Annotated in this window: 19 protein-coding genes; 12 read left to right on the top strand and 7 right to left on the bottom strand. The window is 27.9% G+C overall.

The window, feature by feature from the left end; all coding sequences use genetic code 4:
- Nucleotides 1–35: 35 nt before the first annotated feature.
- On the bottom strand, nt 36–2,525 hold the full coding sequence (gene mip / locus AC0B4S_RS00205; protein WP_465101129.1) for an Ig-specific serine endopeptidase MIP: 2,490 nt from the start codon (nt 2,523–2,525) through the stop codon (nt 36–38).
- 93 nt (nt 2,526–2,618) lie between these two features.
- Here mip and upp point away from each other — a divergent pair, with 93 nt between their 5' ends.
- Nucleotides 2,619–3,239, top strand: a complete 621-nt coding sequence (gene upp, locus AC0B4S_RS00200) for a uracil phosphoribosyltransferase (protein WP_465101128.1) — start codon at nt 2,619–2,621, stop codon at nt 3,237–3,239.
- Nucleotides 3,240–3,523: 284 nt separating this feature from the next.
- Here the strand turns inward: upp and AC0B4S_RS00195 are convergent, their stop codons facing one another.
- Entirely contained in the window at nt 3,524–3,955 is a 432-nt protein-coding gene (locus AC0B4S_RS00195) for an IS30 family transposase (protein WP_465101881.1), read from the bottom strand.
- An 86-nt stretch (nt 3,956–4,041) separates the two neighbouring features.
- Here AC0B4S_RS00195 and AC0B4S_RS00190 point away from each other — a divergent pair, with 86 nt between their 5' ends.
- Together AC0B4S_RS00190 and AC0B4S_RS00185 are read left to right on the top strand one after the other, a co-directional pair.
- Nucleotides 4,042–5,223 carry an IS3 family transposase gene (locus tag AC0B4S_RS00190; RefSeq protein WP_465101127.1) on the top strand — a complete coding sequence of 394 codons (1,182 nt, stop codon included), beginning with the start codon at nt 4,042–4,044 and terminating at the stop codon, nt 5,221–5,223.
- Between the two features lie 74 nt (nt 5,224–5,297).
- Nucleotides 5,298–6,446 carry an IS3 family transposase gene (locus AC0B4S_RS00185; RefSeq protein WP_465101126.1) on the top strand — a complete coding sequence of 383 codons (1,149 nt, stop codon included), beginning with the start codon at nt 5,298–5,300 and terminating at the stop codon, nt 6,444–6,446.
- Between the two features lie 28 nt (nt 6,447–6,474).
- Here AC0B4S_RS00185 and AC0B4S_RS00180 read toward each other — a convergent pair whose 3' ends face one another.
- Both AC0B4S_RS00180 and AC0B4S_RS00175 read right to left on the bottom strand, forming a co-directional pair.
- Nucleotides 6,475–7,233 (bottom strand): hypothetical protein, encoded by a 759-nt coding sequence (locus tag AC0B4S_RS00180; protein WP_465101125.1) that lies wholly within the window; start codon nt 7,231–7,233, stop codon nt 6,475–6,477.
- 139 nt (nt 7,234–7,372) lie between these two features.
- Nucleotides 7,373–8,554: an IS3 family transposase gene (locus tag AC0B4S_RS00175; protein WP_465101124.1), complete on the bottom strand. Its 1,182-nt coding sequence runs from the start codon at nt 8,552–8,554 to the stop codon at nt 7,373–7,375.
- Nucleotides 8,555–8,797: 243 nt separating this feature from the next.
- Here AC0B4S_RS00175 and AC0B4S_RS00170 point away from each other — a divergent pair, with 243 nt between their 5' ends.
- From AC0B4S_RS00170 to AC0B4S_RS00145, 6 genes are all read left to right on the top strand, one after another.
- Nucleotides 8,798–10,423, top strand: a complete 1,626-nt coding sequence (locus tag AC0B4S_RS00170; RefSeq protein WP_465101123.1) for a S8 family serine peptidase — start codon at nt 8,798–8,800, stop codon at nt 10,421–10,423.
- On the top strand, nt 10,410–10,835 hold the full coding sequence (locus tag AC0B4S_RS00165; RefSeq protein ID WP_465101122.1) for a hypothetical protein: 426 nt from the start codon (nt 10,410–10,412) through the stop codon (nt 10,833–10,835). The genes AC0B4S_RS00170 and AC0B4S_RS00165 overlap by 14 nt, the downstream gene beginning before the upstream one ends.
- Nucleotides 10,825–11,574, top strand: a complete 750-nt coding sequence (locus tag AC0B4S_RS00160; protein WP_465101121.1) for a hypothetical protein — start codon at nt 10,825–10,827, stop codon at nt 11,572–11,574. The genes AC0B4S_RS00165 and AC0B4S_RS00160 overlap by 11 nt, the downstream gene beginning before the upstream one ends.
- A 179-nt stretch (nt 11,575–11,753) precedes the next feature.
- A complete protein-coding gene (locus AC0B4S_RS00155) occupies nt 11,754–14,315 on the top strand; it encodes a DNA topoisomerase IV subunit A (protein ID WP_465101120.1) in 2,562 nt (853 codons plus the stop codon).
- 6 nt (nt 14,316–14,321) lie between these two features.
- Entirely contained in the window at nt 14,322–15,785 is a 1,464-nt protein-coding gene (gene lysS, locus AC0B4S_RS00150) for a lysine--tRNA ligase (protein WP_465101119.1), read from the top strand.
- A 93-nt stretch (nt 15,786–15,878) separates the two neighbouring features.
- Nucleotides 15,879–17,678: a restriction endonuclease subunit S gene (locus AC0B4S_RS00145; RefSeq protein WP_465101118.1), complete on the top strand. Its 1,800-nt coding sequence runs from the start codon at nt 15,879–15,881 to the stop codon at nt 17,676–17,678.
- Between the two features lie 46 nt (nt 17,679–17,724).
- On the opposite strand, the gene rsmA is transcribed toward AC0B4S_RS00145, so the two are convergent.
- Genes rsmA through mnmE form a run of 3 tightly spaced genes read right to left on the bottom strand, consistent with a single transcriptional unit; the run spans nt 17,725 to nt 20,661 of the window.
- Entirely contained in the window at nt 17,725–18,504 is a 780-nt protein-coding gene (gene rsmA, locus AC0B4S_RS00140) for a 16S rRNA (adenine(1518)-N(6)/adenine(1519)-N(6))-dimethyltransferase RsmA (protein ID WP_465101117.1), read from the bottom strand.
- Entirely contained in the window at nt 18,504–19,307 is an 804-nt protein-coding gene (locus tag AC0B4S_RS00135) for a TatD family hydrolase (RefSeq protein ID WP_465101116.1), read from the bottom strand. Before AC0B4S_RS00135 ends, rsmA begins: the two co-directional genes overlap by 1 nt.
- Before the next feature lies 1 nt (nt 19,308).
- Nucleotides 19,309–20,661 carry a tRNA uridine-5-carboxymethylaminomethyl(34) synthesis GTPase MnmE gene (gene mnmE, locus AC0B4S_RS00130; protein ID WP_465101115.1) on the bottom strand — a complete coding sequence of 451 codons (1,353 nt, stop codon included), beginning with the start codon at nt 20,659–20,661 and terminating at the stop codon, nt 19,309–19,311.
- A 97-nt stretch (nt 20,662–20,758) separates the two neighbouring features.
- On the opposite strand from mnmE, the gene AC0B4S_RS00125 reads away from it, so the two are divergent.
- The 3 genes from AC0B4S_RS00125 (at nt 20,759) to AC0B4S_RS00115 (ending at nt 23,203) form a co-directional block, all read left to right on the top strand.
- Complete coding sequence (locus tag AC0B4S_RS00125; RefSeq protein ID WP_465101114.1) at nt 20,759–21,445, top strand: PQ-loop domain-containing transporter; 687 nt, start codon at nt 20,759–20,761, stop codon at nt 21,443–21,445.
- A gap of 37 nt (nt 21,446–21,482) precedes the next feature.
- A complete protein-coding gene (gene msrA / locus AC0B4S_RS00120; protein ID WP_465101113.1) occupies nt 21,483–21,998 on the top strand; it encodes a peptide-methionine (S)-S-oxide reductase MsrA in 516 nt (171 codons plus the stop codon).
- A gap of 374 nt (nt 21,999–22,372) precedes the next feature.
- On the top strand, nt 22,373–23,203 hold the full coding sequence (locus AC0B4S_RS00115) for a hypothetical protein (protein WP_465101112.1): 831 nt from the start codon (nt 22,373–22,375) through the stop codon (nt 23,201–23,203).
- Nucleotides 23,204–23,205: the final 2 nt, after the last annotated feature.

Genomic DNA, 23,205 nt, shown 5'->3' with positions numbered 1-23,205 from the left:
CAAAAAACTACAAGTTTCCTTGTAGTTTTTTTCTTTTAGCTATTTTTAAATTTAAATTCTTCAGGAATTGTATTAAGTCCATTAGGGAATAGGTGTGTTTTAAGATTTGGATTTTCTTTTAATAATGCCTCACGGTATGATTTACCTACTTTTTGATCCTTCCCGCCTCCATAAATAACATCATACTGTGGCAAGTTGTATGAACCATAAAGTTCTTGGTAATTAAACCCTTCTGATCTAAAAGCTGCGGCAATTCCTGTTAATGCTGATTGATTTACACTATGGAAAATTCCAACGAGTTTATTTTCCTGGTTTCTAACTGAAGAACCTGATGCGCCACCACCGGGAGCAAAACGTCTTGGCATATATCCTAGATTCATAGCAACATATTCTTTACCATCATCCGAAGAACGATAAGCGCCAGCACCAGATAGTGGTGCATTTAAAAATTGATCCACAATGCCTGGTTTGTCAATAAAAGTACGATAACCTAGTGCATATGATAGTCCGTATCCTAATTCATAATTTAATTTAGATGCTTCATCATTAGTTGGGCCAGGCTTTTTGTAAAGATCGTATGAAGCATTAGTTCACAAGCTATAAGTATTTTTTGCATTTGCAATTAATACTTCATCTTCATATTTATCTAAAAAGAAGTCAAAAAATCCATTTGCTTGAGTTTGCGGATAACCAAGTGCAAACAAACTGTCATATTCACGTAATTTTTGTAATTCATTTTTATTTAATGATAAAGGTATGTCAATTTTTTTGTAGTTATGTAAATAATCATAATTAACAAAAGATATTTTTTTATCATTTTTATCTGCATAATTATTAGTAATACTTCTAATTTGTTCTTCGGTGAAGTTGGTTTTGCTAAAATCAACTTCGAATACTGCAAAGTCAATGAATTCTTTTTTATCAAATGTTTTATCGGCTAAAAAGTCAGATGGGTCTTTTTGTAAATAATCACGACCATCAAAAATACGTTTTAGTGAAAGTTTATTATTTCCAGCAAAATCTAATGATACATATCTATCATCATGAGGTACAGTTTCCAATTTTTGATAAAGTGATGGGTTGTTTTCATTTAAAACAGTTAATTGGAAATTTTCAAAATTATCTTTATCCATTCCGTCAAGTACGTGTAAATTAGTTGCAAAATAAAATTTCTTAGGATATTGACCTTGAGGGGCTAATTCATGGTCAATTATTCATGCCGTACCTGCACGAGGTGTAACACTACGGTATCAATTTTCCAAGTGTCTAAAGTTAGTTGTTTCTTTAACTCTTTTAGTAATATTTGCTTTTGTTTTTTCGCTTAATCCTGCGGTATTATTCATTTTGTCTAAAATAAGATTTTGGCGACCAATAATATATTCATCATACAAGGAAGAAGCTTGTTGATAATCTGAATTTTCAGCTAATATTTGATTTCAACCTTGGGAAATTAATTCATCGACAACACCAGGGGTCTTAATATTTCTGTCTAGTTTATCTTTTAGCTCTTGTTTTTTCGCAGAATCTTTTATTTTTTCAAATAAATTGTGAACTAATTTATCATCATTTTTTAAGATTTCTTTTGCTAAGTTTCTTTCTTGTTCATTAATAGAAACAGATCAATTGGTTAGTTTAAATTGATATGTTTGAGTTGCCATCGTTGCATATTGTTCATTAGTAATAGTTCTGGCTAAACCAATATTTTTAAATGTTTCCTTGTTGTATCCATCTACCCACGAATAAGTTTTTGGTGCCTCAGCTTTTTGCATATTTAAACCTATAAAATTTCCAGCCTCATCATATTCAGGAATTGTCATTCCTAAACGATTAGATCTATCATAAGTTGGCACTCCTACTTCATTAGCTTTAAGATCAAACTTTTGCTTATCGCTAGTTTTTATATTTGTTTCTCTTAATTGGGAATTTCTCGCAAGACCTTGGTCGTATTGTTCCATGTCCTTTTCATATCTTTGTTTTTGTGTAGAACTAACATATTTACCTCACTCAGATTGTGAGGCGCTTCGCTGTTGAATTATAAAATTATTTTCAGCTTTAAAACCAGATACTTCAAAATTAAAATATTCTTCAGTATCTCTATAACTAAAGATTAATCTAACTGTATTTTGTTCAAGCGACACTGCATTTACAAAGAAAAACTTGTCTGAATGAGCTTCTTTAAGCGAAACTTCAAGTTCATTAGAAGCAAGTTGATCACTAAATTGTTTGCTTGTTAATTGTTGTTTAAAATTACTTGAATCAATAAAAGAACCATTAACTTTAAATAATTCTTCAAAACTTTTCCCATTTACATATTCTTTTACAGATTGTAATGTAGGGAGTTGTGTTTTAAAAATATTTGGATCAACTTCTCGAAGATTAGATCCACCACCATTATCAGGAGGATTAGGTGTATCATTATTTGGCGGTACTAATGGTTCACTTGTACAACTTGTTAAAACAAGAAAACCAAATGCACTTAAAACAGCGCTATTCATTAATAGAAATTTTTTATTTATTTTTTTCATTTATTCTCCTTATTAATATAAATTCAAATTCATACTATTATATATATTATTATATATGATTAATGGTATAATAATACAAAAGGATACAAATTTATGTTAAAAGTTATAAACCATCCTATTATTAATATTAAAATAGATCAACTAAGAAACATAGAAACAAATCATACACATTTTAGATCAATTATGCATGATTTGTCACGTTTGCTTGTATACCCAGTTATGCAAGATTATATAACAACTAAAACTCAAAAAATTAGTGGAACAAATACTGAATTTGAAGCTAATTCATATCATCAACCTATTTTATTAATTCCAATATTACGGGCAGGCCTTGGTATGGTTCAGGGCTTTAGTGAACTATTACCTCATGCTAAAATTGGTCATATAGGTTTATACCGCAACACTAATGGAAATATTAAAGAATATTTATACAAATTACCAGAAATAAGCAAAAATGCAAAAGTTATTTTACTTGATCCAATGCTTGCTACAGGGGCATCTTTAGAAATAGCGATTCAAAAATTAAAAGATGATGGATTTAGAGATATCATTGTTGTTAATTTAATAGCATCTAAATGTGGAACAGATGTTATTCACAACAAACATAAAGATGTTAAGATATTTGTTGCAGCACTTGACAAAGAATTAAATAACAAAGGATATATAATCCCTGGACTTGGAGATGCTGGGGATCGTTTATTTGGGACAAAATAATCCTATTCACTTTTGAATAGGATTATTTTATAAAATTAAAGTATTATTATATAAAAATATTTCTAAGAAAATATGAAATTATGTATAATTTAAGTAGTGTTTTTTGGAAAAGTCACTTGCGAGATATTAACAAAATAATTGCGTTTTAATTTTAACATAAATTTTACATAAAAAATGTATGCGAAAACAGAAAACACGGCAGTGTTTTCTCGTCGGTTTTGCTTACTTTTGTCAAAAGTAAAGGCTCCTTTGATTGCAATCAAAGGCGGGGGATTAAAAAAATTTTAGGTTATCTTATATTGCCGGACAACTTGTCGATAGTTATTTATTTTTTTCATCATATAATCAATTTCTTGCTGAGAGTATTTATCTAGACTTTTTCCTTTGGGAATGTAATACCTAATTAAGCGGTGCATATTTTCTATTGAACCTTTTTGTCATGAACTATATGGTTGGCATTTAAATAATCTTTCAGTTGGAATGACCTGGTGCAATAAGACATTTTCACTACCATTATCAACTGTTAAAGTTTTAATGTCTAAGTTATGTTTCTTGATTAGTTTGATAAGAGTTTGTTTTGTAGCTTTGGAGTTGCGTTTTGAAAGCATAGCATAAGACTTTCTGCTTTGCCGTTCAATTATGGTTACAATACAATATGCGTCATTGATTTTGCCAATAACGGTGTCTAATTCAAAATGGCCGTGTTCAAAATAAATCCGGACAGAAAAGTTAACATGTAAATGTTAGCTTTTCTGTTACCATTCGTTGGTACCAACGAAGAATTTTTTTGAAAGGATAAATTATGTCAAGACATTTAAAGAAAGAAGAATTTGCAAAAATATATGAAGAATATCAAAAGTCAGGTTTCCCAGGTGCTTTTCGGGCTATTTACCAAATATCACCAGAAACAAAAAACTTACAAAGAAATAGTGTAAAAGTTAGAATTAATAAAATAATTAAGTATTATAATTTAGGTATGGAAGACTTATTGCAGACAAAGAAAGGTGAAAACCGTAAAAAAGGAAGCGGCAAACCTAAGACGAAAAGAGAACCAAATTGAGATATTTTTGATCGTGATGATTTGTTACAAATAGCTAAAAGATATTATGAAATTACCAACGAATTACCTAAAAGTAAGAAAGTTATTGAATCTAAAAGTTTTAGTATAAGTTATGTTAAGCTTGCAGAAGTTTTTGGCATTTCTAGACAAACAATTTCTAAAACTCAAAATATTAAAATTGCACAAAAACTCCCTAAATATAGTGATGTAATCGAAAAATCGTTCGCAGAAACAAAGTCAAGATATGGAAGGTTAAAACTAAGTGTTTACATATCTAAAAAATACAAAATAGATATAAACGAACGTTCTTTAGGGAGATATATGAACCTTTTAGGCCTAAAATGTAAGCTTAGACAAAAATCAAAACGAAAAGAAATTAAAAATCTATCTACTCAGATTGATAACTTCGTAAATCGTGATTATAATGATCAAAACAATCGAAATATTTATGCAACTGATGTTTCATATATAAAAGCGCCAAAAGATGTGTTAGAATCACACGTTTATTTGTCTGCAATTTTGTCTCATAAAACTAAACAAATTATTGGTTTTAAATTATCAAAAAGTAATAATCTAGAACTAGTTTTAGACAATTTAAATTCATTAAAGCAATACAAATCCAAAAATTTTATCATTCACTCAGATCATGGCTTTCAATATACACATCATCAATATATTAAAGAAGTTAAAAATCTTGGTGGGATTATTTCGTTATCAAGAGTGGGAAATTCTCTTGATAATCGAGAAATTGAATATTGGTTTGGAATCATTAAAACTGAATTATTAAATGATTTAGATTATTCAAAAATAACATTTAATGAACTTAATGATATGATACAAGAATATGTAATTTGGTACAACAATGACCGAATTCAATCAAACTTAAACTGAAAAACTCCACAGCAATTTGCTATGGAATTATAAATAACTAAAATGTTAAATTTTGCTGTCCATGTTTAAAATCCGAATATTTTTAATATAGAGAAAAAGAGGTATTTATGAGACATTTAACGACTAAAGAATGAGTTAAAATTTTTGACTTATATGATAAATACTTGAACCTGGGAATAACCAAAGCAGAATTTGAAAATTTCTGTTTTGACATCAGAAAAGCATACTGAAATAAAGAATCAATGAAAAATATGTTAAAGAAAAGAAAACTGTATAATTTAAATATGAACATAGAATCACAAAGCGGTAAATCACCCAAGAAAGATAAAGGTGTTGGGAGAAAGAAAAAGAAAGTTCTCGATTATACATGAATTAATACTCTTAAAGATGATGAAAAAGATGCAGTTATAAAATACTACTATCGAATTTTTAATGAAAATAATATTGATGCAGATATTAAAAATATTAAAGAAATTGAAAATCTTTCATCAAAATACAAGGCAAAAATTTTTTTAATAGCAAGATCCACATATTATGAGAAATTGAAAGATAACAACAAAGCTAAAGAGATAAATGTCAAACACAAAGAAATAATTTTTAAAAGTTTTGTCGAAAATAAAGAAAGGTATGGACGAAGGAGGCTTGCTAAATATATTTTCCAAGAATATAATATTCAAATAAATCCTAGAACCCTTGGGAATTATATGAAAAAACTTAATTTAAAAACATTTGTTAGACAAAAACGTAAAAACAAAGAATCTAAAAATACTTGTGTTAAAGTGCCTGATTTAGTAAAACGAGATTATAATTCAATCAACAATAATATATATGCAACAGACGTGACCTACATACCAGCACCAAAAGACATTGAGCAAAATCATATTTATTTATCCGCAATTATCGACCATAAAACTAAGTTTGTGACCTATGAATTATCTCTTAGAAATGATACTGAACTAATTTTAAATAATATCAGTAATACAAAATTCAAAAAAAATTTTATTTTACATTCTGACCATGGATCTGCTTATTCGTCTGTTGAATATACTAAAAAAATAGAATTGCTAAAAGGTAAAATATCAATGTCAAGAATTGGCAACAGTCTAGACAACCGTGAAATTGAATATTTCTTTTCAATTCTTAAAAGCGAGATTTTTCCAAATTTTGATCAAACCTGTAAAAGGCTTACTTTTATTGAATTATCACAAAAAATCAAAGAATTTATAAACTGATATAATTATAAAAGAATAAGATAAAAAACCTTCCAAAAGCATTCCGTTTGGCTTAGCCAAATGGTATGGTTGGGGAAGGTAAAACCGTCCGAAAAAAATTTCCCAGTTTAGGTTTGGTTTGTTTTTTCTTCCTAATGCCATATTTGCCTTCAGATTTTTTAACAATATGGTCAAAATCAAGGAAATAAGGGTATTTTTTAATTATTTTATAAATTGTACTAGGTGAGGGAGCAAATTCATCAGGGGATAATTTTTTAAAAGAATTCACAAGATAGGTAACTGATTTCTTAACTTCTTTTTGCTGCAAATTCTTTTTATTTCTATTTTTATTGTATGTATTAAGCTCACTATACCAATATTTTCTGTAGGCCTTTCATTTCTCTTTAATTGTATCACTTACAAAAAAGAGTCGCGAAAACGAATAGCCTGATAAATGTTCGTATAGCTTGGTAAAATTAAGGGTTTTAACCCGCATTACTCTTTTTGAACACTTAGGACAAACATAGCGATTTTGTTTATCTAAACTAAGTGGTCTGCGATTTGTAATAATTTGGATTTTACTTTTTATACTTCGAATGTCTCTATCAAAAATCTTGGCTACTTCTTGGATTGAGAAGCCTTCATAAAGTTCTTGTAAAATATTATAAAGTTGTTCTAGATCGATTTGGTTTGCTCGTAATTTTCGATGCGACTCAAGAGCTCCTTGCATCTTCAAGATAGTGTTGTAATTCTCTTCGATTTTAAAATGTTGATATTTATTTTCTTTTCGATATTTGTCAAAAACACAAATATATTTTTCTAAATTTTTCATATAATTTTAAAGTCTCCTTTCATTTTTTAAAAATTATTAATACAACTATTTTATTACAAGGCAGACAAAAACAATGTCACATGCAAAAAACTTGCATGTGACATTAAACACGGACAGCAAAATTTAACATTTTAGTTATTTATAATTCCATAGCAAATTGCTGTGGAGTTTTTCAGTTTAAGTTTGATTGAATTCGGTCATTGTTGTACCAAATTACATATTCTTGTATCATATCATTAAGTTCATTAAATGTTATTTTTGAATAATCTAAATCATTTAATAATTCAGTTTTAATGATTCCAAACCAATATTCAATTTCTCTATTATCAAGCGAATTACCCACTCTTGATAAGGAAATAATTCCACCCATATTTTGAACTTTTTTAATATATTGATGATGTGTATATTGAAAGCCATGATCTGAGTGAATGATAAAATTTTTGGATTTGTATTGTTTTAATGAATTTAAATTGTCTAAAACTAGTTCTAGATTATTACTTTTTGATAATTTAAAACCAATAATTTGTTTAGTTTTATGAGACAAAATTGCAGACAAATAAACGTGTGATTCTAACACATCTTTTGGCGCTTTTATATATGAAACATCAGTTGCATAAATATTTCGATTGTTTTGATCATTATAATCACGATTTACGAAGTTATCAATTTGTGAAGATACATTTTTAATTTCTTTTCGTTTTGATTTTTGTCTAAGCTTACATTTTAGGCCTAAAAGGTTCATATATCTCCCTAAAGAACGTTCGTTTATATCTATTTTGTATTTTTGAGATATGTAAACACTTAACTTTAGCCTTCCATATCTTGACTTTGTTTCTATGAACGATTTTTCGATTACATCACTATATTTAGGGAGTTTTTGTGCAATTTTAATATTTTGAATTTTAGAAATTGTTTGTCTAGAAATGCCAAAAACTTCTGCAAGCTTAACATAACTTATACTAAAACTTTTAGATTCAATAACTTTCTTACTTTTAGGTAATTCGTTGGTAATTTCATAATATCTTTTAGCTATTTGTAACAAATCATCACGATCAAAAATATCTCAATTTGGTTCTCTTTTCGTCTTAGGTTTGCCGCTTCCTTTTTTACGGCTTTCACCTTTCTTTGTCTGCAATAAGTCTTCCATACCTAAATTATAATACTTAATTATTTTATTAATTCTAACTTTTACACTATTTCTTTGTAAGTTTTTTGTTTCTGGTGATATTTGGTAAATGGCTTGGAAAGCACCTGGGAAACCTGATTTTTGATATTCTTCATATATTTTTGCAAATTCTTCTTTCTTTAAATGTCTTGACATAATTTATCCTTTCAAAAAAATTCTTCGTTGGTACCAACGAATGGTAACAGAAAAGCTAACATTTACATGTTAACTTTTCTGTCCGGCTTTACATTTCCAATTAATAATAATTTAAGTAGACAAAAAAGCAATAATTAATATTTTAATTAAAATTTAAAATATAACTAATACTTTGTTTTGTGTCTGTTTAAAAAATTAAGAAAGGAATTTATGTGAAAAAAAATACACATTAAGAGGAAATTTTTGTTGCCAATTTTATCAATGATAGCTATAACATCCTTGATTTTTGTTATTCCGGATAGTTACAAAATACAAAAATCAAATTTATGATATCAAGATTTAACTAATGGTAAATTTGAAGTTAGAGATCAATTTTTCATAAAGTCCACTGAAGATAACTCTACAACCGACCAAGTTTTTATTAACAATAATTATGAACTTAAACTTTTATTAAATGTTAACCAAATTACAGATAATGAAAATATTATTTTAAGCTACAATGAAAGTTTTTTAAAGAAAATCCAGAATTTAAGTTTAAACTACTCATCTAGTGACACAAGTAGCATTATGCCGGTAGCATGATTCTATTTTAACAATGAAAATGATCGTGAAATTTTTGTTAATACTATAAAAGATTGGCCTGAAATTCACAAATTTATAATATATAAAAATGAAAATATTGCACCGCAAAGATCAACATTTGATATAGATTATCCAGATTTATACAATCCAGAAAGTCCAGATGGCCCTTATTTAAATATATTGCATAATAACTTAAGGCATTTTAAAAATTCAGTTATTAAAAATGCTGAAATCGTGGGCGTAAATAATTCGAACACCTCAAACATAGGTACAAACAACTCTAAAATTGGAATATTAGAATTTTCTAAGGGTTATAATGATAAAAGATTTTACAAATATTTTCCAAAAGGAATTGAGATAAAAAACAATGCAACTATAAACAATATTCAAACACAAACACATGCAGCAATGGTATCTATGATAGCAGGTGGTGAATATGGAATTGATAAGAATTCTAAGATATATTTGAGTACATTTAACTCAGATAATGAGTGAACTAAGTCAATTGAGCAAATGGTAATTAATGATGGTGTAAGGTTGATAAATCATAGTTATGGAACTAGTTATGGTGAAAATGGTGAATTTTATAAACAATACAGCGAAAACTCTTATTATTTAGATTATATTGCAAGAAAATATGGTGTTATTAATGTTTATTCCGCAGGAAATGATGGACACAAAGAAAATCATTTAATTGATAATCACAAATTATCATTTAATTCCATTATGGTCGGTGCACTTAGTGATTATGCTTCAAAAAATACATTAAAAACAAATAATTATGCTGCATATTCAAGTTTTAACTTAGAAACCCGTTATAAAGATCTACCAAAGCCTCTTGTTGTAGCACCAGGTTATTTTTACCAGTTATACTATAAGATGAAAGATGTTGGCGCATTTACACAATATGCTAATGGAACCAGTTTTTCAGCACCAACCGTCACAGCACTAATTTCATTATTGTTACAAAAAAGATCAGATATTAATAATAGTGAATTTAAAATTCCGATTATAAAATCAATATTATCAGCATCATCAATTAGCCCAAAACTATCATACACAAAATACAAAGGTAGTGGATATGAGGAGAAGTTTGGTGCGGGAACAGTTAATTTTCAGTCTATGTTAGAGGCTGCTAATAATTATTCTACAGTTAAAGTACACCCAACACAAGATCGTGGCACTATCTTGACAAGTAATGAAATTTTTTTAAATACTAACCAAACAATTAAGGTTTCAAGTTCATGAACCTTTAATGCAGGTCTATTAAAGAATGCTGAAAAATAAACCTAAATATAGTTTTACAAATAATTGATGAAATTCATTCCAAAACTTTTTTAATAGCAGAAGACGCCTTGAACAAGAACTAGAAAAAGAGAAAATAAATACACAATTAAAGAAATGAAACGAAACTCATAAAAACGAATTTCAATTAAAATCTGCTGAAACTTTTAAAAATCAGGATAATAAATTTTTTTCAGATTATGACTTATATTTAGAATATAAGAATCCAAATGGAACCTGACAAACAATTAAGAAAGTCACAGTGGCCAGCAGTAATGATGAATTAATTGACTATAAAGTAACAAAAAGTGGTATATATAGATACAGAATCTATAAATTTTCTATAAATTCATTTTGAAATTCTGTGGATGACTTAATTGCAGTAACACACATGGTTAAAAACGATGAAAATTAAAAAAGTATTTTTAGCAGCGCTTTCTTTTGTTTTACCTTTATCACTTATCTCTTGCGAACACAAACAATCCTCTGGCGAAGACAAGCCATTAATAGAAGACGAAAACACAATATACCAAAAAATTCAAGATATTTATGTGTCAATTGAACAAGATTTTTATAAATTTGTAAAAGTAGCAACATTTGTAACAAATAATACACCCTGGAGCTCTAATAATACAACTAATGGACGTCAACAACTTAATGCAGGTATTTTTAATGACGTTCCTGAGAGCAATAAACATAATGGATATATTAAAATATCTACAGCAGATGACTTTAATAATTTTATTATTAAGAAATATATAGAATGACATGATGTTAGTAATGTTGAAGGTATTGAATCTGAAATTAAAAAATACTTTGAAGACGTTTTTTTAGATGCAAAGGATGTTTATGAGACCTTAAATAAATATGATATATTTATTTATGATACAATAATATCTCGACAACTTGAACATAGTATTTTAATACCAAATGAAGATAGTAATAAATTTGAAATCCACAACCTTGGGAATGTAGGTTTTTCATACCCTATTACGGATGAACTAAGAAGATATAACTATTGGGGAGTCTTTAAGATTCCTAAAAGTAAAGAATTAGTATTTAAACGAGTAGGTTTTATTAGTCCTGGAGATGATAAAAAGACATACCTTAATAAAATAAAGTCATGATATAATAATGAATACAAAAATCAATAAAGAAAGAAGATTAATTTAATTAATCTTCTTTTAAATAATTAAAATATTAGTTTTTTTGTATACTAAACTACTAAAATGGTACTAATCTCTTATTTGTTAATTAATAAAAGCATTAGTATAATAAAAACACATTTTCCGTGCTATAATTAATACAAAGATTAAATAAATCGAGGAATTAAATGAAAACTAAAATCAACCAAACACTTGAAAAAATTATTGATGAAACATTAGAAAAAACATTATCAGAACGTTTTGAAAGATATGCTAAATATGTTATCCAGCAGCGAGCCTTGCCTGATGCACGTGATGGACTTAAACCAGTGCAGCGACGAATTATTTATTCAATGTTTTCACTTGGTTTAGACTTTGACAAGCCTTATAAAAAATCCGCTAGGGTTGTTGGTGATGTAATTGGTAAATATCACCCTCATGGAGATTCCTCAGTTTATGAAGCCATGGTTAATATGTCTCAATGGTGAAAAAATAATATTCCTTTGTTAGATATGCATGGTAATATTGGTTCAATTGATAACGATCCAGCTGCTCAAATGAGATATACTGAGGTAAGATTATCAAAAATAGCTAAATATATGATTGGAGATATAAAGAAAAAAACCACATTATTTGTCCCAAATTTTGATGATTCAGAAAAAGAACCCTTAGTACTCCCAACATTATTCCCTAATTTATTAGTTAATGGGGCTATGGGTATTGCAGTTGGTATGGCTACTAACATGTTGCCGCATAATTTAAATGAAATCATTGATGCAACAATTCATAAAATCAAAAATCCTACAGCATCTTTAAAATCAATTTTAAAATATATTAAAGGTCCAGATTTTCCAACTGGGGGGATTATTCATGGAACTAATGGAATCATTGAAGCTTTTGAATACGGTAATAATTCAACCAAAAATAAAATAAGACTCTTTAGTAAATATGATATTTATACTAAAGGAGAATATAAATTTGTTGAAATAACTGAAATCCCATATGGGGTTGTAAAATCAGCTTTGGTTTATTCAATTGACGAAATAATTCAAAATAAATCAATTGCTGGATTATTAGAAGTTAAAGACCAATCAGACCGATCAGGAATTAACATCTTATTAACCTTAGAAAAAGATTCTAACGATAAAAGCATTATGAGTTATTTATTTACCAAAACTAAATTACAAAATACATATAACTATAACCAAGTAGTTATTGTTAATGGTCGACCCAAATTAGCTTCTTTATTAGATCTTTTAGATAATTACATTTTACATGTCAAAGAGGTTAAAACAAAAACCATAACTTTTGATTTAGAAAAAAGTAATTTGAGATTAGAAATAATTTTGGGTCTTTTAAGAGTAAGTGAAATAACTGATGCTATCATATCTGTAATTAGAAATGCACAGGGGTCAAAAGCAGGTGTTATACAAGCCTTAATTGATAATTTTAAATTTACTCAAAATCAGGCAACCGCCATTGCTGAACTTAGATTATATAAATTAAGTAAAACAGACAAAGAAGCTTTAAACCAAGAAAAAGAGGAATTGCAAAAAAATATTGGTCTCTTTGAACTGTTGTTAAGTAATGAAGATAAATTTAATGGGTATATAATTAATGAACTAAAGGAAATTAAAAAACTCTTTGGTTATCCTAGAAAAACACAAATAATTGAAGAAGATTATATCTTTACATACCAAGAAACAGATTTAATCAAAGATGTGGATAGTTATGTAGCAATTACTAAACAAGGATATTTAAAAAAATTAAGTGATAAAACTGTGAGTTCTAATTCATTATCATCTTACCCCTTAAAAGAAAATGACTTCTTAAAATATTTCACTAAATTTAATTCAATGGATACTTTATTAATTTTTACAACTCATGGTAATTATATTCAATTGCCAGTCTATAAAATTAATGAATATAAATGACGCGAAGCTGGGCAAAAACTTAGTGAACTAGTTGATTGAAAACTAAACGAAGAGGTTGTTTCAGTTATTAAAGTCAATAATTGAAGCGAAAAGATTTTTTTAGTTATTGGTACAAAAAACGGTTTATTTAAAAAAGTAAAATTATCAGATTTTAAAGTACAAAAACTTAATAAAAGTTATACTGCAATTAATATTTCTAGTGGCGATGAAGTTGTAAACGTTACAATCAGTAATGGCTTACATGATATACTCATTTTAACAAATAATGGTTTATGCTCTTTATATAGTGAAACAGACTTAGCGATTTACTCACCTAAAGCAAAAGGAAATAAAGGAATTTATCTTTCGCTAAATGATAAGGTGGCCCAATTTATCATGGTTAAAAACCAGGATATCTTAAATATTCTTACCAGTAATGGCCAAATTAAGCATCTGCATGTTAGTAAGTTACAATATGTAACAAAACTAATCAAAGGTAAAAAAATAATTAATATTGATAATTTTAAGGTTGCAGATTTACAAACAGGTTATAATTTTAAAATTATTGGTCAAAATTCAAGCAATCAAAGTTTTATTGAAGAATCATTTATTCCAACCACTATTAAACATGGTTTTGAAACAGATTTAAAAATACAATCATTAATAGAAATAAAATTCCTTAAACTAGAAAATGAATCAGACTTTCAAACAAAGGATTTATTTTCAAAACAAACACTAAAAGATGAACAAGAAGATTTTATAAGAAGTGAAGCAAAAATTAATGAAAGTTCATTAAGATTAGAAGAACTTTTAAAAAAATTAAACAATGAAAAGTAGGTAACAATGCAAAAATATACAGAACAAGAACTTGTCAGACGTAATAAATTAAAAACTTATAAAGATCTCAATATTGAACCATTTGCCAAAGCAAATTGTTTAAAAGAACTACAATATTCAGATCATATTCTTAAAACTTATGAATCATATACTAAAGAAGAGTTACATGAGTCTAATCATGAAGTCGCAGTAGCGGGTAGAATTATGACTATGCGGGGCCCTTTTATCTTAATTCAAGACTATCATTCTAAGATCCAAGTTTACTTTAACAAAAAAGAACATGAATCTTTAGCATCATTAGTTAATACTTTTGATATAGGTGATATTATCTATGTTGAAGGTAAAGTTATGAAAACAAATACCGGTGCAGTATGTATAAAAACAACCAATATCAAACTTTTAACTAAAGCCCTTAAGCCTCTTCCAGATAAATTCCATGGACTAGTAGATGTTGAAGAAATCTACAGACATAGATATGTCGATTTAATTATGAACGAAGAATCAAAGAAGGTGTTTTGAACAAGAACTAAAATTATTTCAGAAATTAGACGATATTTTGATGATTTAGAATATATGGAAGTGGAAACTCCTTTTTTACATAACTACCTTTCGGGAGCTTCAGCAAAACCATTCACCACTCATCATAATGCCTTAAACCAAGATTTTGTTTTAAGGATTGCAACTGAAATTCCACTTAAAAAACTTTTAGTTGGTGGAATTGATCGAGTTTATGAAATAGGACGTATTTTCCGTAATGAGGGAATTGATACTACTCATAATCCAGAATTTACATCAATTGAATTTTACGAGGCTTATTCAAACCTTGAAGGTATGATGAATCGTACTGAAATCTTAATCAAACAAATCGCTAAAAAATTAGGTAAAACAAAGATTCTTAATAAAGGTGTTGAAATTGATTTAGAAACACCATTTAAGAGAATTGATATGGTAGATGCTGTTTCTAAAGCTACTAAAGTAGACTTTAGAAACATTAGTTTAGAAAAAGCTTTAGAAGTCGCCAAAAAGAATGGTGTTAAACTGCAAAAATACTTCCAATTAGGTCATATTATTAATGAACTTTTTGAACAATTAATTGAAAAAACATTAATTCAACCAACCTTTGTCTATGGACATCCTATCGAAATATCACCATTAACAGCTAAAGCAAATGATCCAAGATTTACAGAACGTGCTGAATTATTTATTAATACTAAAGAATATGCTAATATGTATACCGAACTTTCAGATCCTATTGATCAATTGGAACGTTTTGAAGCACAATTAGAAGAAAAAAACAATGGAAATGATGAAGCTAGCGATATTGATTGAGACTTTGTAGATTCATTAAATTATGGTATGCCTCCTGCTGGTGGCTGCGGTATTGGAATTGATCGTTTAACTATGCTTTTAACTGAAAAAGAATCTATACGTGATGTTCTTTTATTCCCCACATTAAAACATAAAAAATAATGTTAAAGCAAGTCTTACACCTTGCTTTTTCTATAACCTTTTTATGTGCTATAATTAAATAATATTTAATGTTATTTAAAGGGAGGTTTAATAGTGAACAAAATTGAGAAACTGATTAAAGAATTATGCCCTAATGGAGTAAAAATAGTAAAACTTAGGGAAGTTGCAAAATGTACACAAGGAAAACAACTATTAAAAAGCAAATTAAAAAATAATGGTTATCCAGTAATAAATGGAGGAACTTCTCCGGTTGGTTTTTCAGATTCATACAACTATAATGAAAATAAAATAACTATTGCAAGAGTAGGATCCGCTGGGTTTGTCTCTTGACAAAGTAAAAACTTCTGAGCTGGTGATTGTTTATTTGTTATAACTGATATTAACAATAATGTTAATCATAAATATCTTTACTATGTTTTAAAAAATAGTGAATTAAAACTACAAAAACAAGCTATTGGTGCTATACCTAACTTAAGAACTAATGATATTTATAATTTAGATATCCCAATCCCTCCCCGCGCGATCCAGGATGAAATCGTGAAAATTCTTGATAATTTCACAGAACTTACAACAGAACTTACAACAGAACTTAGATACCGTAAGCAGCAATATGAGTATTACAGAGATAAATTATTAACTTTTGATGATTCAAAAGTTAACGTTGAGTATAAAAGAATCGATGAATTATTCAAGTTAAGCAGGGGAATTGTTATCTCTAAGGATTATATTAGAGATAACCCAGGAGAATATCCAGTATATTCATCGCAAACTGAAAATAATGGTGAACTTGGCAAAATTAATACGTACCAATACGATGGAGAATATATTACCTGGACCACAGACGGAGCACATGCTGGAACAGTATTTTATCGTAATGGTAAATTTAATATTACTAATATTTGTGGATTATTAGACCTTAAAACTAATGATAATATAAAATACCTATATTATGCATTATCCATCCGTACAAAAGAACATGTAAATATCGGAATGGGTAATGCCAAACTAATGAGCAATGTTATGGCTGGAATTAAAATTCCCCTTCCACCTCTTCCAGTCCAAAACCGCATTGCAGAAGTATTGGATAACTTTGAGAAAATTTGTCATGATCTCAAAATTGGCTTACCTTCTGAAATATCTTTAAGACAAAAACAATATGAATATTATAGAGATCTCTTATTATCATTTAATATTAATGATATCGAGAGAGAGAGAGAAGATAATCCGGGATTAGCCAAATTATTTGAATATGTCTTTGGTTTTGAACTAGTTAACTTTGGGTATGAGGTTAAATATAAACCTTTATGAGAAATAACTACTTGAAACAAAAAGTTTCAAGATGTTGCTTCTCATAAACAACAAGATATTTATAAATACAAAAAATATTTTAGTGCTAAAGAACTAAAAGATTTAGCAGATGATAAAGGTACAATTAAAATCTTAACTACTAATAAAACCAACATATTTGCTAACGAATCAAAAGTTAGCAAATATGTTGATGAGCAAGAAGTAATTTACCTTCCAACGGGTGGCAATGCCATAGTGCAATATTATAAAGGTAAATTCATTACTGGGGGTAATGTAATTGCATTACCTAGAGACAGTAATGAACTAAACATAAAATATTTATATTATGTATTAAATAATAAATTAGATTTAATTGAATCTTATTACAGGGGTGCAGGAATCCAGCATCCACATATGCCTGATATTTTGGAAATTCTTATACCTCTCCCTCCCCTTCAAATTCAAAACAAAATAGTTGAAATCCTAGATAATTTCTCCGACTTAACAAACGATTTAACTAAAGGCTTACCAGCTGAAATAAATCTTAGACAAAAACAATATGAATATTATAGGGATAGATTGTTAAACTTTGATAAAGTTAATTAAAACAAATATAAAAAACGTTTATGCTTGTAAACTATGCATAAACGTTTTATTTTTCTAATTCTTGATATAAATTTAATATTTTTTCTATTTCTAATTCTTGAATTCTTGTATTATCATTTAAATTAAGCTTTAAATATGCATTATTGATCTTCTCAAATGAATATTTAGATTTTAAACTAAAACTAAGTTTTTTTCTTCTATTAGCAAAACATAGTTTAAAAAATTCTTGTAGTTCTAGCCAAGATTCTTTTGTGATATTTGGATAAAATTCAAATAAAACAATAGCAGAATCTACTTTCGGGGCAGGTATAAAACAACCAGCAGGTACTATAAATTCTAAATTAACCTTAGCTAAATATTGAGCACTAACAGTTAATTTAGAATAATCATAAGCTTTATATTTAGCTATTAATCTTTGTGCTACTTCTTTTTGAACCATTAAAATAGCCTTTGAAAATTTATCTCGGTGTTCAAAGATTTTAAATAAAATATCTGTTGTAATATAGTATGGTATGTTGGCAATAACTATTGAATTTGGTAAATTTGATAAATCTGATTTTAAAAAGTCTTGATGTCTCAAATCAAGGTTATTAAGATTAATATTTTTATTTAAGACATCAACCATATCTTTATCAATTTCAAAGGCAATAACTTGTTTTGCTTTTCTAACTAATTCTTTAGTTAAAGCCCCTCTACCAGGTCCTATTTCAACTATAACTTGATCATTAATATCAAATAATGAAACTATTTTATTAATAATATTTGAATCATGTAAGAAGTTTTGCCCAAACTTTTTTTTGGCAAAAACGTGTTTCTTATCTTTCATTATAAATTAAATAACTTTCTAACATTTTTATTAATACGATCTACATATTTATCTAAACCTACTTGTTTTATGCCTGCAATATAATAATAAACATATAAAACGGTATTAGGTTCATTCTTTTGCCCAGTATACGGATGTACCCTTAAAAATGGTGCATCCGTTTCATTTAAAATTCTTTCTAAAGGTAAAAATTCGATAACTTCCCTAGCAGTTATCGAAGATCCAAAAGTAACCACCCCGCTAAAAGAAAAATATAAATTTGGGAATTCCAAAAACTTTTTGGCTCATTCTAAGTTTCCGGCGAATGTGTGTAACATACATTTAATTTTAGGATATTTTACTAAAATGTTATATACATCTTGGTATGCTAAATACTCATTATCTTTATCTCTAATATGAATTACACATGGTAAATTATTACCATATGCCAATTTAACCTGATTTTCAAAACTTGCTATTTGATTTTCTCTAGTTGGTGAGTCTTCATAATAATAGTCTAAGCCTATTTCACCAATTGCAATAATATGCTCTTTATTTAACTCCAATAACTCTTTAACTTGGAGATAGTCATCTCCATCCTTGCCAGCTTCTGGGTGAATTCCAATACATGCTTTAAATAAAGGGTATTTTTTAGCTAATTCAATGACCTCTATATTTTCTTGTGGGTGTCCACCATTATTAACAAAAAATTCAATGTTATTGTATTCAGCTGCTTCCATAATTTCTTGAATGTGAAATTCTTGGTATGACCTAGTTGAAACGTGGCAATGTGCATCAATAAATTTATTTCTTTTTTTACTCATATTACTTACCTAAACAAAAATTCTTGAACATAACATCAAGCAAATCTTCGCGATTTACTTGACCTTTAATATTTTGCAGTGAATCCCAGGCATCATATAAATCAACAATAATTACATCAAAAGTAGCATTATCTAAAATGGATTTCTCAGCTTGAATTAATGAATTATGTGCTTTTTGAATTAAAGATAGCTGCCTGGTATTAGATAAAATACGTTTATCCATAATATCTAAATTTTCGAAGTTTTTTACTAATGCATTTTCAAGTTCTTTTATATCATTATTTAAAGCACTAACAGAAATTAAATCTTGCTTTTGATTATCAACTAAATCTGACTTATTTTGAATTTTTAAATAAAACTTACCTTGCTTTTTGCTTTCTTCCTTAATCACTTTATCAAAATCATTCTCATCTTGAATTGGATCAACAACATGAATTATTAAATCAGATTCTTCAATTTGCTTTAATGATCGTTCAATTCCTATTTGTTCAATTATATTATCAGTTTTTCGTAATCCAGCAGTATCTACTAATTTAAATAAAATACCATTAATTTGATATGAAGCTTCTACTAAATCCCTTGTTGTTCCTGCAATATCTGTCACAATTGCTTTTTCTTCCGAAAGCAATGCATTAAGTATACTACTCTTACCTACATTTGGTTTACCTAAGATCGAAACTTTAACCCCTTCAAACATATAGCGGCTATCATTAGACACTTTTATAATTTCTTCAAATTTAGTTTTTAAAACTTTAAGTTTTTCGAGCATAATCTGGCTATCTAGTTGTTCTATATCATCATATTCAGGGTAATCAATATTAACTTCAGACATCCCAATTAAAAGAGCGATATCGTTCGATAAACTATCTATTAAGTTAGAAGTTTGACCAGTAAAACGGTGAACACTAGCTTTAGCTTGTGTTAATGTTTTAGCCATAATTAAATCATGTATTGCTTCAGCTTTTATTAAGTCTAATTTACCATTTAAAAAAGCACGGCGAGTAAATTCTCCTGGTTCAGCCATTCTTGCTCCATTTGATAATAAAAGCTCTAAAACTTTATTGGTAACAACAATTCCGCCATGACAATTTATTTCTACAATTGGTTCACCAACATAATTATTATAAATAATCTTTCCATTTTTTTCTTTGCCCAAAAATCACATAACCAAAACTTCGTCAATTAATGTTTGTTCATCATAAATATTACCATAAGTAATATCATGATCTGTCCCTATTTTCCCTTTAAATATTTTTTTAATAATATTTAAAGTATCAGGACCCGCTAAACGTATTATTGAAATTGGTTGATTGATTCTTGATCCTGAACTAATTGCTGCGATTGTATCATTCATAAAATAAATTATATATATTTATTTAAAAAATTTTCACATTTAATCATATGGATAGGTCTAATTAACCATCATGTTTGAAATGTGGTATAATTATACAATGCAATTAGCAATTACTATATTGGGGTACATTGGAGCTATTTTAGTGGCTTCGCTTAGTATCCCTCAACTATTCAAAATAATCAAAGACAAAAAAACTGGTGATGTAAATTTCTATTCTTTTTGGATTTTTCACACTGGTATTCTTTTATGGATTGTATGATCAGCGCTAAGTCCAAATTCGTTACATAATATCATAATCCCAAATACAATAACATTAATTATTGAAACAATAACACTGGGACTAATGTATTTATATAAAACAGAATTTAACAAAAAATTAAAAGTTAAGGCCTGAAGTGCTCTTGGTGCATATCTTATTATTGGCTTAATTTTTGTTGTTTTACATATAATTATTTATGCTGGTGGGGTATGAACATCATTATTAATTCCTTCTACAGTTGAAGCAATTATGGGATTTGTTTTCCCTGCTTTTACAACTTTAGCATTTTTACCACAATTCATACAATCATTAAAAACACACAAATGAGGAGGATTGTCATATGGAATGTTTGTTATTTATATAACAAACAATTTTGTTTGAATTATTTGATGAATTTTACAAATTATTGAAGCCTCAGCCGCAAATGCTCCAATAGGATCTTTTGTTGGAGGACTTATTTGACAAATAATTTCAATTTCACTTTTTAGCGCTCAATTTACATTGACTATAAAACACCAAAAATAGTTATTTTTTATAACTATTTTTTTAATATAATAAACACATGAAAAAAGAATTATTTATAGCAGGTGGTTGCTTTTGAGGTGTAGAGGCTTTCTTTTCAAGAATCAAAGGTATTTTAAGTGCACAATCATATTATATTAACGGAGGTTTTGAAGGTGTATCATACAAAGAGGTGTGTACAACATCAAAGCACGTTGAAGCAGTTTGCATAGAATATGATGATTCAATCATAAGCGAAGAAACAATTTGAGATTTTTATTTAAAGATAATTGATCCTTATTCTTTAAATAAACAAGGGGGAGATCAAGGAACACAATACCGAGTTGGTATTTATACAAATAATGAGGAATTACTTAATAAATTTAAAGAATTAAATAATCATTTTGTTAAAAAAGAAGGTAAGAAAAATTACTTAGAATTCTTGCCAGTAAGTGACCAAACCTTAGCTGAAGAATATCACCAGCAATATTTGGTGAAAAATCCAATGGGTTATTGCCATATTAACCTGAATACATTACCTGATAAATATTTAAAAGAAGAGTTCAAAAACCAATAACTAAATTAGTTATTGGTTTTGTTTTTTTCATTAATAAGGTCTTCATGTCTTTGGTTAATAATTTAAAAATAGCGAAAATTCTCCATAAAATCTTTATTTCTGCATTTATCTTTTGAAATATTGCATTTTCCTCTGAATATCTTATATTACAGTAAAAATACGGCACCTTTCTTGGCACCGTATTTTATGAGATTTAAACATAACTGTTTAAGAAATATATTATACACTAAATCGCAAAATACATAAAAATCTATTATAATATTTATATGTATTTTGACATTTGAATAACCAAGCAAGTTATCTTCAAGACAACATACTAAAGAATTAAATATTTATATGCAAATAATACAAAAATATTAAGGAGTTATTAGTAAATGCATTTTCGAATCAATAAATGAAAAACAACAATTTTTAATTCTATTACCTCTGTAGTAATTGCTGCACCTTTAACATTACTTGCTAGTGTGCCTACACAGCAACAACAATTTCAAGGAGAAATTACAATCGACTACAAAAATCACCCTCAACAATATTTAAGAGATTCTTTAATTAAAATTGTTTTTGAAGGCAACGAAAATAATAAAAATTATATAAATAACATAGAAACTCAAGTTAAACATATTGTTCAACAGCAATTAAAAAATAAGTTAACAGAAAAAGAAATAAAGTCAATTGCACTTAATTTGATTAAATCTACAAAAGATAACTTTCAAAATAAAGAACTTTTAGAAGAGGCTTGATATCATTGATTTCCAAGGGCCTTTTGATGATCAGTTTATATAGCTCTAGAGGCGGTTGATTTTATTGTAAAAGGTTTTGGAGAATTATTTCAAATGTTGCCACTTGGTTTAGATTTTCTTGAACTTTATCTTAATTATTTGAGTCTTAACATTCCTGCTGCCCAGGCCAAAAAAGGTTGAATTATAGCTAAAATATTAATGGCAATGACTACTAATGATGATAGTGTGATCGTTGGGATATCAACTGGTGTAGTGTTGGATATTTTAGAAAAGTGATCAAATACACTTAGCAGGACCGCACTTTTAACTTCTTTTTTAAAAAGTCTTGTTATTAATGGTCCCTTTACCTACTTAGTTCCAAAAGTAAAAGAACTAACACAAAAAGCCAGTTCCTATCTTGAAGATAAAAAAACAGAGGCATGGGGTAAATATTTGTATTATAAGAAATTAACTGATGGTCAATAATT

The sequence above is a fragment of the Mycoplasma sp. 6934 genome (assembly GCF_055523595.1).
The sequence above is the reverse complement of the archived record's forward strand: the minus strand, read 5'-3'. Positions and strand labels throughout refer to the sequence as shown.